This is a genomic window from Achromobacter sp. MUI-25009338 (genome assembly GCF_057359325.1).
This window is the reverse complement of record NZ_CM170627.1, coordinates 1-11,874: the sequence shown is the minus strand read 5'-3', so window position 1 is coordinate 11,874 and position 11,874 is coordinate 1. Positions and strand designations below refer to the sequence as shown.

Below are 11,874 nucleotides of genomic sequence, written 5' to 3'. Positions count from 1 at the left end.
GGGTGTTCCCGTTGGCACGTTTTGACATGAGCTCTAACGTATCGCTTCGAAGGCCATCGGGCCTATAGACCATCCGCTGTAGCCAATACCGCCTACGGCGGCGCATCATCCGAAGGAAACCGCATGCAAGACCCTCATTCCCCCCCTCACATCGAAACCGTGCACGTCACGATCAGCGGCACCGTGCAGGGCGTGGGCTACCGCCACGCCACGGTGCGCCGCGCCCATCTGCTGGGCGCGACCGGCTGGGTCCAGAACCTGCCGGACGGCACGGTGGAGGCCGTGGTGCAAGGCACGCCCGACCAGGTCGACCACATGCTGGAATGGCTGCGGCGCGGCCCGCCCGGCGCCGCCGTGAAGGAACTGACCACGCGCCAGGAGTACACCGACAAGCGTTACATCCGCTTTGAACAGCTGTAGAACCGCCCATGGCGCGCACCGGCAGGCAGTAATCCGATAGGGGGAGAAACGGCGGACGATTGCGCCGTAAGGCTCAGCGGGTACGCAACCAGCGCCCGCCCAATTGGTTGAGCACCAGTCCGGCCAGCACGCAGGCCGCGCCCAGCCATTGCAGCGGCAGCAGGCTTTCGTCGAAGGCCATCGAGGCCGCCCAAAGCCCCACCACCGGCACCAGCAGCGAGAACGGCGCGACCTTGGCCGCGGCATGGCGCGTCAGCAGCTGCGTCCACAGGGTATAGGCCAGCAAGGTCGCCAGCCCCGCCAGGTACAGCACTGACAGCGCCTCGCTCCAGCCCATGCCGGCCACCATGGCCAGCGCCGGTTCCCAGCCGTCGATCAGCACGGCCAGCAGCAGGAAAGGCAGCACCGGCGCGGCGCTGCTCCAGGCGATGAAGGCGAACGGGTCGTAGCCGGGCGAGCGGCGGCTGGCCAGGCGCACAATGATGTTGGACACGGCCCACATGAACGCGGCGCCCAGCGTCAGCACGAAGCCCGTCATGGTCATCTGGCCCGGCCCCGCGCCCCGGCCGCCGGCGATGATGGCCAGCCCGGCCGCGGCCACGCACAAGCCCAGCCAATGGTGGCGCTGCGCGCGTTCATGCAGCAACGGCGCGGCCAGCAGCAAGGTGAAAAACGCCTGGGTCTGGATGACCAGCGAGGCCATGCCGGCGGGCATGCCGGACTGCAGCGCGGTAAAGAGCAGGCCGAACTGGCCCAGGCCCTGCACCAGCCCGTAGGCCGCGACCCAGCGCCAGGGCAGGCGCGGCGGGCGCACGAACAGAATCAGCGGAAACGCCGCCAGGGCGAAGCGCAGCGCGCCCAGCATCATGGGCGACAGGCCCTTCATGCCGACCTTCATGACGACGAAGTTCGAGCCCCATATGAGCACGACCGCCAAGGCACAGAGATAGTCTTTCCGGGAAAGGTGGGTCGTGGACATGCGGCATTATCGCACCGGCGCGCGCCGCAGAACGGAGCAGATCGGCGCGTTATCGGCGGTGCGCTTTCAGCACGGCCGCAAAGGCCCCGACCGCCGCGTCGATGTCGGCGTCGCCGATGTGGCGGTGGGTCACGCAGCGCAGCCGCGTGCGGCCCCAGGGGCGCACCAGCAGACCGGCCGCCGCCAGCGCGGCGGTCCATTGCGCGTTGTCCATGCCGCTGGCGGCGGTCTCGACCTGCACGATGTTGGTCTGCGGCACGCTGGCCGACAGCGCCGGCGCCAGCCGGTTGACCCCGTCGCTCAGCCGGCGCGCGCGCGCGTGGTCCTCGGCCAGGCGACCGCCCATCGTGCGCACCGCCTCCAGACCGGCGGCCGCCATGATGCCGGCCTGGCGCTGGGTGCCGCCCAGCATGCGCCGCAAGCCGCGCGCGCGTTCCATGACGGGCCGCGCGCCGGCCAGCACCGCGCCCACCGGCGCGCTCAGGCCCTTGGACAGGCACAGCGACACCGTGTCCGCATGGCGCGCGATCTCGCCGGGGTCCACGCCCAGCGCCGCGGCGGCGTTGAACAGGCGCGCGCCGTCCAGGTGCACGGCGGCGCCGGCCGCCTGTGCCATGCCGTGCACGGCCTGCATATGGTCCAGCGGCAGCACCGCGCCGCCGGCGTTGTTGTGCGAGGTCTCCATCGCCACCAGCGCCGTCTTCAAGCGGTGTCCGCCGCCCTGCAGCGCCTCTTGCAGCGCGCCCAGGTCCATCGCGCCGCCGGCGCCGGCCACGCCCAGGTAGAAAAGCCCCGTGAACGTGGCGGCGCCGCGCTCCGAGGTATACATGTGGGCCGTGGCCTCCAGCGCCACCTGTTCGTTGCGCTGGGCCTGCGCCAGCACCGCCAGCAGGTTCGCCATGGTGCAGCTGGGCACGAACAGCCCGGCCTGCTTGCCCAGGCGTTGCGCCACGTGCGCCTCCAGCTCGCGCACGCTGGGATCGCCGTCCAGTCCGTCGTCGCCGACCGGCGCGCTGCGCATGCGTTCGTACATGGCCTCGGTGGGACGGGTGACGGTGTCGCTGCGCAAGTCGACGGCAGGGGCGGAATCGGGCGAAGTCATGATGCTCAGTGCTGCAGGATTTTGGAAAGAAACTGGCGAGTGCGCGGGTTGCGCTGCTCGACATTGCCGAAGAACTGCTCCTTGTCGCAGTCCTCCACGATGCGGCCGCAGTCCATGAAGATGACGCGGTCGGCGACGCGGCGCGCGAATCCCATTTCATGGGTCACCACCATCATCGTCATGCCGTCGGCGGCCAGGTCGGTCATCACGTCCAGCACCTCGTTGACCATCTCCGGGTCCAGCGCCGAGGTCGGTTCGTCGAACAGCATCACGGCCGGGTCCATGGACAGCGCGCGCGCGATCGCCACGCGCTGCTGCTGGCCGCCCGACAGTTCGCCGGGATGCTTGTCCTGGTGGGCCGACAGGCCCACGCGCTCCAGCAGCGCCAGCGCGCGCCGGCGCGCCTCTTCCTTGCCGCGCTTGAGCACCTTGACCTGGCCCAGGCACAGGTTCTCGGTCACCGACAGATGCGGGAACAGCTCGAAATGCTGGAACACCATGCCGGCCACCGCGCGCAGCCTGGGCAGGTCGGTGCGCGGATCGCCCACCGAGATCCCGTTGACCACCACCTCGCCCTGCTGGAAGGGCTCGAGCGCGTTGACGGTCTTGAGCAGCGTGGATTTGCCGGAGCCGGACGGCCCGCAGACCACCACGACCTCGCCGCGGCCCACCGTGGTGGAGCAGCCGTCCAGCACCTGGAAGTCGCCGTACCACTTGCTGACCTGCTTGATCTCTATCATCGTCGGACCTGTGGATAAAGAGGAAAGACCGCGGCCGGCTAGCGCAGCACGCGCGTGCGCCGTTCCAGCCGCTTGACCAGACGGGACGCCGTGAAGCAGATGATGAAATACACCACCGCCACGAACAGATACAGCTCCACCAGGCGGCCGTCGCGCTGGCCGATCTTGGTGGCCGCGCCCAGGAAGTCGGTCAGCGACAGCACATACACCAGCGAGGTGTCCTGGAACAGGATGATGACGCGCGTCAGCAGCGCCGGCAGCATGTTGCGCAGCGCCTGCGGCAGCACCACGTAGCGCATGCCCTGCCACGGCGTGAGCCCCAGCGCCAGGCTGGCCGACACCTGCCCGCGCGCGATCGACTGGATGCCGGCGCGCATGATTTCGCAGAAGTACGCCGCCTCGAACAGGGTAAACGTGATCACCGCCGAATTGAACGCGCCGACCCGCAACGGCGTGGACGATCCCACCGCCCAGGCGGCCATGTACGGCATCAGGAAGTAGAACCAGAAGATCACCAGCAGCAGCGGGACCGAGCGCATCACGTTCACGTAGATGCCGGCAGGCACCGACAGTATCCGCAAGCGCGACAGCCGCATCATGGCCAGCACCGTGCCCAGCGCCAGCCCCATCACCGCCGCCAGCGCGGTCAGCGTCAGCGTAAAGACCATGCCGGTGCGGAACAGGTACGGCAGCGCGTTGCCGATGACGCCGAAGTCGAACTGGCCCATGGCGCTAGCGTCCCTTGCCCGCGGCGCCGATCAGGCCGGGCACCGCCGTGCGGCGTTCCAGCCAGCGCATGCCCAGGACCACGATGCCGTTGATGAGCAGGTAGATGACCGTGGCCGCGGAAAAGGCTTCGAAGATATGGAAGCTGAACTCCGCCATCGTGCGCGCCTGGCCGGTCAGCTCCAGCAGGCCGATGGTCAGCGCCACCGACGAATACTTGATGATGCCCATGAACTCGGACGTCAGCGGCGGCAGCACGATGCGAAACGCCTCGGGCAGGATCACGTAGCGGTAGGCCTGCGCCTCGGTCAGGCCCAGCGCGGTGGCCGCCTGCAGCTGGCCGCGCGGCAGCGACTGGATGCCCGCGCGCAGCTGCTCGGCCACGCGCGCCGCGCCATAGCAGGCCAGGCACAGCGTGGCCGGCACGAACTGGCCCCAGGGTTGCGGCATGCGCTTCATCGCCAGGCCCCAGTCCAGCGGCAGCAGCTCGGGCAGCACGAAGTACCACAGGAACATCTGCACCAGCAGCGGCACGTTGCGAAACAGCTCCACGTAGGCCGCGCCCAGCGCGTTCATCGGGCGCGACCGCTGGGTCCGCATCACCCCCAGGCAAGAGCCCAGCAGCAATGCGAACACCCAGGCGATCAGGGCCAGCGCCAGCGTCCAGCCCACGCCCATCAGTAGCGTCTCCAGGAAGGTATGCACGCCGTCAGGCGCCGTATCCAGGAAGACGTCCCAGCTCCAGTCGTATTTCATGCCCGCGGCCCGAGGGCTTTACTCGTAGGCCTTGGGATCGCCCGAATCGGTGGGATTGGCCAGCGCGCGCTTGAGCGCGTCGCTCATCGGGTACTTCAGGTTGATCTGCCTGGGCGGGATGGGCGAATTGAAGTACTTGTCGTAGAGCGCGGCGACCTTGCCGGACTTGATCAGGTCGCGCACGGCGTCGTCCACCACGTGCTTGAAGGCCGGATCGTCCTTGGGCTGCATGATGCCGTAGGGCGCCAGCTCCAGGCCCTTGGTGCCGATGACGAAGGCGTCGGGATTCTTCGAGGAGGCCACCGCGCCATAGGCGATGCCGTCGTCGTTGGCAGAGCCGGCGGCGCGGCCCGATTCCACCATCAGTATGGTTTCGGCCGTGTCCTTGGTGGGCGTCATGGTGATGCCCAGTTCGTGCTTGGCGTTGAGCTGCGAGATCAGCTTGAAGGTCTGGCCGCCCGCCTGCGCGGCGATGGATTTGCCGCGGAAGGACGCCAGGTTATTGGGATCGACGCCGCCGTCCTTGCGCGCCACCAGCACCACCTGCGCCACGAAGGTCGTGGGCGCGAACGACACCAGCTTGTGGCGCGCGAGGTTGTTGGTGGTGTTGCCGCATTCCAGGTCTATGGTGCCGTTGGCCAGCAGCGGGATGCGCGTGGCCGAGGTGGTCGGGTTGTAGCGCACCTCCAGCTTGGGCAGCTTGAGCGCGGCCTTGATGTACTGCGCGACTTCCTGGCAGATCTCCACCGTGTAGCCGATCGGCTTCTGGTCGCCGTCGAGATAGGCGAACGGCACCGAGGTCTCGGGATGGCCCAGCGTGATGACGCCGCTTTCGCGGATCTTGTCCAGGCGGCTGGCGCCTTCGGCGTGCACGGTTGCGGCGCTGCCCAGCAGGACCGCGGCGGCGGAGATTGCGGCGAATGCTTTCATCGGCTTCCTTTGGCGCCGGATGCGCGGCGCATATTGGCGAAAAGTATCAACTAGCGGTATGGTTTTATCCAGTTCCAATCGAGTATTCCTCCATACGGATTTGATATGGCCATTCCACGCATGAGCCTGCGGCACATCGAGGCGTTCCGGGCCGTCATGATGACCGGTTCGATGACCGCCGCGGCGCGGCGCGTGCATACCTCGCAGCCGCACGTTAGCCGCTTAATCGCGCAATTGGAAGCCATTACCCAGTTTCCCTTGTTCGACCGCAACGGCAGCCGCCTGACCCCCACGCAGGACGGCTCGCGCTTCTTCCAGGAAGTCGAGAAAACCTTCATCGGCCTGGCCGGCCTGGAGTCGGCGGCGGCCAGCATCCGCTCGTTCAGCGCCAGCCGCCTGAGCGTGGCCGCCATGCCGCGGCTGGCCGGCGGCCTGCTGGCGCGCATCGTCGCCGGCTTCAAGACCGAGTACCCCGACGTCATGGTGTCGATCCATTCCGGCAACGCCAGCACGGTGCACAACTGGATCAGTTCCGGCTTTTGCGACACCGGCCTGGCGATGCTGTCGGGCGACTCGCCCGGCATCCAGGTCGAGCCGGTGCTGACGATGAGCTGCGTGGCCGTGGTGCCCAAGGGCCACCGCCTGGCCAGGCTGAAGAAACTCAAACCCGCCGACTTCGCCGGCGAGCCGTTCGTGGCCTTCACCAGCGGCACGCCGCTGCGCGCCATGATCGACGAGGTCTTCAAGGCCGCCCGCATCGAACGCCAGACCGTGGCCGAGGCCGGCCTGGGTTCGTCCATCTGCGCCCTGGTCGGCGCAGGCCTGGGCGTGGCCCTCATCAACCCGCTGGCCGCGCGCGAAGAACTGGCGACCGCCAACGTCGAGGTGCGCCCGTTCAGCCCCGCCGTGCCGGTCACGGTCGCGCTGCTCTACCCGCCGTACCACACCCGCACGCGGCTGGTCAGCGTGTTCTCGCGCTATGCGCGCGAGGTGATGCAGCAGGAGATGGGGGATTTGAAGGCGCGGGCGGGGCGGTAAAGGCGGCGGCAAAGAAAAAGGCCAGCCCTTTCGGGACTGGCCTTACATGGCTTGGCGTTCGCGATCAGGCGTCGATATTCGCCGCCGACAGCGCATGCGTTTCGATGAAGTTCCGGCGCGGTTCCACATCGTCGCCCATCAGCGTGGTGAAGACTTCGTCGGCCGCGATGGCGTCCTCGATCTGCACGCGCAGCAGGCGGCGCACCTTCGGGTCCATGGTGGTTTCCCACAGCTGGTCCGGGTTCATTTCGCCCAGGCCCTTGTAGCGCTGCTTGGAGATGCCGCGTTCGGCTTCGCTGCGCAGCCACTGCATGGCTTCGCGGAAGTCGGACACGGGCTGTTCCTTGCGCTTGTCGCCTTCGCCGCGGGCGACCAGCGAGCGCGGGCCGACCTTGCCGGAGAAGCTCTTGGCGGCCTTGGACAGGATGGCGTAGTCCGTGCCGTTGACGAAGTCGGCGTCGATGATGCTGACGCGCACGTTGCCGTGATGCATACGCTGCACCGACAGGCGGTGGCGTTCGGTCGCCTCGTCGAACTGGGGCACGACTTCGACGCCGTTGCCGCTGACCGGATCGCGCATGGCTTCGGTCAGGCGGCGGGCGGATTCGGCGGTGGACTCGGCCGTCTCCAGGTTGATTTCCACGCCTTCGGCCATGGCCGACAGCGCGGCCGTGTCGAACACGCGCGACAGGCGCGCGATCACGCCGTCGGCGGCGACGTACTGGCGCGCCAGTTCATTCAGCTCTTCGCCGCGGATGATCTCGCCGCCCGAGATGATCTCGGCGTCCTTCAGGGCCAGCGACAGCATGAACTGCGCTTCTTCCTGGTCGTCCTTCAGATAGCGCTCTTCGCGGCCGACCTTGACCTTGTACAGCGGCGGCTGGGCGATGTAGACGTAGCCGCGCTGCACCAGCTCGGGCATCTGGCGGTACAGCAGCGTCAGAAGCAGGGTGCGGATGTGCGCGCCGTCGACGTCCGCGTCGGTCATGATGATGAGGCGGTGGTAGCGCAGCTTGTCGATGTTGAAGTCCGGGCCGATGCTGGTGCCCAGCGCGGTGATTAGGGTGGCGATCTGCTCGCTGGCGATGAGGCGGTCGAAGCGGGCCTTTTCCACGTTCAGCACCTTGCCGCGCAGCGGCAGGATGGCCTGGAACTTGCGGTCGCGGCCCTGCTTGGCCGAGCCGCCTGCGGAGTCGCCCTCGACGATGTACAGCTCGCACAGCGCGGGATCTTTTTCCTGGCAGTCGGCCAGCTTGCCGGGCAGGCCGGCGCCTTCCAGCACGCTCTTCCTGCGGGTCATTTCGCGCGCCTTGCGCGCGGCTTCGCGGGCGCGGGCGGCCTCGACGATCTTGGCGCACAGCGCCTTGGCGTCGTTGGGATGCTCCAGCAGCCAGGTTTCCAGCGTGCGGGCCACGGCTTCTTCGACGGCCGGACGCACTTCGCTGGACACCAGCTTGTCCTTGGTCTGGCTGCTGAACTTGGGCTCGGGCACCTTCACCGACAGCACGCAGGCCAGGCCTTCGCGCATGTCGTCGCCGGAGGTCTCGACCTTGGCCTTCTTGGCCAGTTCGTTGTCGGTGATGTACTTGTTGATGATGCGGGTCATCGCCGCGCGCAGCCCGGTCAGGTGCGAGCCGCCGTCGCGCTGCGGGATGTTGTTGGTGAAGCACAGCACGCTTTCGCTGTAGCTGTCGTTCCACTGCATCGCCACTTCCACGCCGACCGCCACGCCGCCCGCCGAGGACTCGGTGGAAACCGAGAACACGTTCGGGTGCAGCACGGTCTTGCTGCGGTTGATGTATTCGACGAAGCCCTTCACGCCGCCCGAGAACGCGAAGTTCTCTTCCTTGCCCTGGCGCTGGTCGATCAGGCGGATCTTCACGCCATTGTTCAGGAACGACAGCTCGCGCAGGCGCTTGGAGAGGATCTCGTAGTGATACTCGATGTTGGTGAAGATGATGGGGTCGGCCAGGAAGCGCACTTCGGTGCCGCGCTTGTCGGTCGTGCCCGTCACCGCCAGCGGCGCGACGCGCTCGCCCTGGCGGAATTCCATCTGGTGCACCTGGCCGTCGCGGCGGATGGTCAGGCGCAGCCATTCGGACAGCGCGTTGACGCAGGACACGCCCACGCCGTGCAGGCCGCCCGAGACCTTGTACGAGTTCTGGTCGAACTTGCCGCCGGCGTGCAGCTCGGTCATGACGATTTCCGCCGCGCTGCGGTGGAATTCGTCGTCCTTGTGGATGGCCGTCGGGATGCCGCGGCCGTTGTCGGTCACGGAGATGGAGTTGTCGGTGTGGATCGTGACGACGATGTCGTCGCAATAGCCGGCCAGGGCTTCGTCGATGGCGTTGTCGACGACTTCGAACACCATGTGGTGCAAGCCGGTGCCGTCGGACGTGTCGCCGATGTACATGCCGGGGCGCTTGCGCACGGCCTCCAGCCCTTTGAGCATCTTGATCGAGTCAGCGCCGTAGCCGCTGTTCTCGGGAGTGGTGTTCTGCTGATCTGACATGTGTGTATCGATAACGCTTTAAAGAACGGCCTGGCGGCCGGACCGCCCGCGGGCCATCCGGCCCGCAGCGGCACAAACCCACGATAGGGCGCGGATCAAATCCGCATGGGCATGACGACGTACTTGAACTGGTCGTCTTCGGGCAGGGTGATGAGCGCCGACGCGTTGGCGTCGGGCATGACCGACCACTGGACGCTGTCGACCTTGACGTTCGACAGCACGTCGAGCAGGTAGCCGACGTTGAAACCCACGTCCAGCGCTTCATGGCCGTAGTCGATGTCGATCTCTTCCTGCGCCTCTTCCTGCTCGGCGTTGGACGAGGAGATCTTCATCTGGTTCTGCGCCAGTTGCAGGCGCACGCCCTTGAACTTGTCGGTGGTCAGGATGGCGGCGCGCTGCAGGCTGCCCTGGAGCGCTTCACGGCCGACCAGGAAGTGGCGCGTGTAGTTGGTGGGGATCACGCGCGTGAAGTCGGGGAACTTGCCTTCGACCAGCTTGGACACCAGCTCCACGTCGCCGAAGCGGAAGCGGATCTGGCCCGGCGCCACGTCGATGGAGACGGGCTCGTCGGAGTCTTCCAGCAGGCGCTGCATTTCCAGCACGGTCTTGCGCGGCACGATCACTTCGTGGCGCTCGCTGATGCCGTCGGCTTCGGTGGAGCAGTGCGCCAGGCGGTGGCCGTCGGTGGCGACGGCGCGCACGCGGCCCGGCTCGAACACCAGCAGCATGCCGTTCAGGTAGTAGCGGATGTCCTGCTGCGCCATGGCGAAGTGCACCATGTTGAACAGGTGGCGCAGCGTGCGCTGCGGCATGGTCAGCGACACGTCCCACTGCTCGGGCTGGGCCACGGTGGGGAATTCGCTGGCGGCCAGCGTCTGCAGCGCGAAGCGGCTCTTGGCCGACTGCACCGACAGCTTGTTGCTGGCCAGCGCCAGGCGCACGTCGCCCGTGTCCGGCAGCGCCTTGAGGATGTCCAGCAGCTTGCGCGCCGCGACCGTGGTGGACTCGTTTTCCTGGCCCACGCCGAAATCGGCGTGCGTGGTGATCTGTACTTCCAGGTCGGTCGCAATGAAGGCGACCTTGTTGCCTTCCTTGCGCATCAGGATGTTCGCCAGAATGGGCAGGGTATGGCGTCTTTCGACGATGCCCGCCACAGTCGACAGCGGTTTCAGCAATGCATCGCGTGTGGTTTGTACGAGTTGCATGTTCATCCTTTTAGAGTTTGTTCCAACACGTGCAGGGTATGGTTGAGCTCCGCCTGCTTGGCGCGGGCGTCGGAAATCTTGCGCACCGCGTGCAGTACGGTGGTGTGATCACGGCCACCGAACAGATCGCCGATTTCCGGCAGGCTTTTCTGGGTCAGCTCCTTGGCCAGGTACATGGCGACCTGGCGCGGCAAGGCGATATTGGCGGGCCGGCGTTTCGAATACATGTCGGCCACTTTGATCTTGTAGAAGTCCGCCACCGTCTTCTGGATGTTTTCCACGGTGATCTGGCCGTTGGACACCGACAGCAGGTCTTTCAGCGCCTCTTTGCAGACGTCCACGGTCAGGACGTCGCGGCCGTGGAAGCGCGCGTAGGCCAGGACCTTGCGCAGCGCGCCTTCCAGTTCGCGCACGTTGCTGCGCAGATGCTTGGCGATGAAGAAGGCCACTTCCTCGGGCATGGGCACGCCTTCGGATTCGGCCTTGCGCAGCAGGATCGCCACGCGCATCTCCAGTTCCGGCGGCTCGATGGCCACCGTCAGGCCCGAGTCGAAGCGCGAGATCAGGCGGCTGTCGATGCCCGACAGTTCCTTCGGATACGTATCGCTGGTGATGATGATCTGCTTGCGCTGGGCCACCATGGCCTCGAACGCGTAGAAGAACTCTTCCTGCGTGCGGTTCTTGCCGGAGAAGAACTGGATATCGTCGATCAGCAGCAGGTCCAGCGAATGGTAGTAGCGCTTGAAGTCGTCGAACGCCTTGCGCTGGTAGGCCTTGACCACGTCGGACACGTACTGGTCGGCATGCACGTAGCGCACGCGCACGCCGGTGCCCGCCGCCACCATCGCGTTGCCGATGGCGTGGATCAGGTGGGTCTTGCCCAGGCCCACGCCGCCGTACAGGAACAGCGGGTTGTACGAGGTGCCCGGATTCTCGGCGACCTGCAGCGCGGCGGCGCGCGCCAGCTGGTTCGCCTTGCCGGTCACGAAGTTCTCGAAGGTCAGGTCGGTGTTCAGGCGTGAGCGCTCGTACACGATGTTGGCGGCGTCGGCGTTGACCGCCTGGGCCGCCGCCGTGGTGGCGGGCGCGGGAGCCGGCGCGGGCGCCGCGGCCGGCGCGCTCACTGGGGGCGCGCCGCCCAGCGGGGCCGCGCCGGACGGGTGCGTCGGCGCCGGCTGCGCGGCCCGCACGGGCGCGACCGGCATGCGCGGCGCGGCGCCCTGGGTCGGCAGCTCGAACAGAACCTGCACCGGCCGCTCGAACCACTCCGCGGCCAACGCTTCGATCTGGTGGGAAAAGTTCTTCCGCACCCAATCCAGCTTGAAGCGGTTGGGCGCGGCCACGCGCAGCACCGCCTGCGTCTCGTCATACGCAAGCGGGACCAGCGGTCGTATCCACGCGCTGATTTGTTGGGGGGGAAGTTCCTGCTCAAGACGACTGACGCAGGTCTGCCAGAATTCTTTCAT

General features: G+C 67.0%; 11 protein-coding genes. 2 read left to right on the top strand and 9 right to left on the bottom strand.

Annotation, left to right across the window (positions count from 1 at the left end):
• Nucleotides 1-123 precede the first annotated feature (123 nt).
• Nucleotides 124-420 carry an acylphosphatase gene (locus AC1IQ6_RS00055; RefSeq protein WP_102772889.1) on the top strand — a complete coding sequence of 99 codons (297 nt, stop codon included), beginning with the start codon at nucleotides 124-126 and terminating at the stop codon, nucleotides 418-420.
• Nucleotides 421-493: 73 nt separating this feature from the next.
• Here the strand turns inward: AC1IQ6_RS00055 and AC1IQ6_RS00050 are convergent, their stop codons facing one another.
• From AC1IQ6_RS00050 to AC1IQ6_RS00025, 6 genes are read right to left on the bottom strand one after another with little or no spacing between them, the layout of a single operon-like run.
• On the bottom strand, nucleotides 494-1,399 hold the full coding sequence (locus tag AC1IQ6_RS00050) for an EamA family transporter (protein ID WP_102772888.1): 906 nt from the start codon (nucleotides 1,397-1,399) through the stop codon (nucleotides 494-496).
• A 49-nt stretch (nucleotides 1,400-1,448) separates the two neighbouring features.
• On the bottom strand, nucleotides 1,449-2,501 hold the full coding sequence (locus AC1IQ6_RS00045; protein ID WP_111826272.1) for a threonine aldolase family protein: 1,053 nt from the start codon (nucleotides 2,499-2,501) through the stop codon (nucleotides 1,449-1,451).
• A gap of 5 nt (nucleotides 2,502-2,506) precedes the next feature.
• Nucleotides 2,507-3,241: an amino acid ABC transporter ATP-binding protein gene (locus AC1IQ6_RS00040; RefSeq protein WP_102772886.1), complete on the bottom strand. Its 735-nt coding sequence runs from the start codon at nucleotides 3,239-3,241 to the stop codon at nucleotides 2,507-2,509.
• Nucleotides 3,242-3,279: 38 nt separating this feature from the next.
• Complete coding sequence (locus AC1IQ6_RS00035) at nucleotides 3,280-3,969, bottom strand: amino acid ABC transporter permease (RefSeq protein ID WP_102772885.1); 690 nt, start codon at nucleotides 3,967-3,969, stop codon at nucleotides 3,280-3,282.
• A 4-nt stretch (nucleotides 3,970-3,973) separates the two neighbouring features.
• Nucleotides 3,974-4,723, bottom strand: coding sequence for an amino acid ABC transporter permease (locus AC1IQ6_RS00030; RefSeq protein WP_479730718.1), 750 nt, complete (start codon nucleotides 4,721-4,723; stop codon nucleotides 3,974-3,976).
• Nucleotides 4,724-4,741: 18 nt separating this feature from the next.
• Nucleotides 4,742-5,653: an amino acid ABC transporter substrate-binding protein gene (locus AC1IQ6_RS00025; RefSeq protein WP_102772883.1), complete on the bottom strand. Its 912-nt coding sequence runs from the start codon at nucleotides 5,651-5,653 to the stop codon at nucleotides 4,742-4,744.
• A gap of 105 nt (nucleotides 5,654-5,758) precedes the next feature.
• Between AC1IQ6_RS00025 and AC1IQ6_RS00020 the strand changes: the two genes are divergently transcribed.
• Entirely contained in the window at nucleotides 5,759-6,691 is a 933-nt protein-coding gene (locus tag AC1IQ6_RS00020; protein WP_102772882.1) for a LysR substrate-binding domain-containing protein, read from the top strand.
• A gap of 64 nt (nucleotides 6,692-6,755) precedes the next feature.
• Here AC1IQ6_RS00020 and gyrB read toward each other — a convergent pair whose 3' ends face one another.
• The 3 genes from gyrB to dnaA all read right to left on the bottom strand — a co-directional run bounded on the left by gyrB (nucleotide 6,756) and on the right by dnaA (nucleotide 11,874).
• Entirely contained in the window at nucleotides 6,756-9,203 is a 2,448-nt protein-coding gene (gene gyrB / locus AC1IQ6_RS00015; RefSeq protein ID WP_102772881.1) for a DNA topoisomerase (ATP-hydrolyzing) subunit B, read from the bottom strand.
• Between the two features lie 95 nt (nucleotides 9,204-9,298).
• Nucleotides 9,299-10,408 (bottom strand): DNA polymerase III subunit beta, encoded by a 1,110-nt coding sequence (dnaN, locus tag AC1IQ6_RS00010; RefSeq protein WP_168202202.1) that lies wholly within the window; start codon nucleotides 10,406-10,408, stop codon nucleotides 9,299-9,301.
• A gap of 2 nt (nucleotides 10,409-10,410) precedes the next feature.
• On the bottom strand, nucleotides 10,411-11,874 hold the full coding sequence (gene dnaA / locus AC1IQ6_RS00005) for a chromosomal replication initiator protein DnaA (RefSeq protein WP_111826276.1): 1,464 nt from the start codon (nucleotides 11,872-11,874) through the stop codon (nucleotides 10,411-10,413).

Bases quoted from the DNA above. Each gene is read 5' to 3' on its own strand.
- AC1IQ6_RS00055 (WP_102772889.1), top strand. From the start codon at position 124: ATGCAAGACCCTCATTCCCCCCCTCACATCGAAACCGTGCACGTCACG.
- AC1IQ6_RS00050 (WP_102772888.1), bottom strand. From the start codon at position 1,399: ATGTCCACGACCCACCTTTCCCGGAAAGACTATCTCTGTGCCTTGGCG.
- AC1IQ6_RS00045 (WP_111826272.1), bottom strand. From the start codon at position 2,501: ATGACTTCGCCCGATTCCGCCCCTGCCGTCGACTTGCGCAGCGACACC.
- AC1IQ6_RS00040 (WP_102772886.1), bottom strand. From the start codon at position 3,241: ATGATAGAGATCAAGCAGGTCAGCAAGTGGTACGGCGACTTCCAGGTG.
- AC1IQ6_RS00035 (WP_102772885.1), bottom strand. From the start codon at position 3,969: ATGGGCCAGTTCGACTTCGGCGTCATCGGCAACGCGCTGCCGTACCTG.
- AC1IQ6_RS00030 (WP_479730718.1), bottom strand. From the start codon at position 4,723: ATGAAATACGACTGGAGCTGGGACGTCTTCCTGGATACGGCGCCTGAC.
- AC1IQ6_RS00025 (WP_102772883.1), bottom strand. From the start codon at position 5,653: ATGAAAGCATTCGCCGCAATCTCCGCCGCCGCGGTCCTGCTGGGCAGC.
- AC1IQ6_RS00020 (WP_102772882.1), top strand. From the start codon at position 5,759: ATGGCCATTCCACGCATGAGCCTGCGGCACATCGAGGCGTTCCGGGCC.
- gyrB (WP_102772881.1), bottom strand. From the start codon at position 9,203: ATGTCAGATCAGCAGAACACCACTCCCGAGAACAGCGGCTACGGCGCT.
- dnaN (WP_168202202.1), bottom strand. From the start codon at position 10,408: ATGCAACTCGTACAAACCACACGCGATGCATTGCTGAAACCGCTGTCG.
- dnaA (WP_111826276.1), bottom strand. From the start codon at position 11,874: ATGAAAGAATTCTGGCAGACCTGCGTCAGTCGTCTTGAGCAGGAACTT.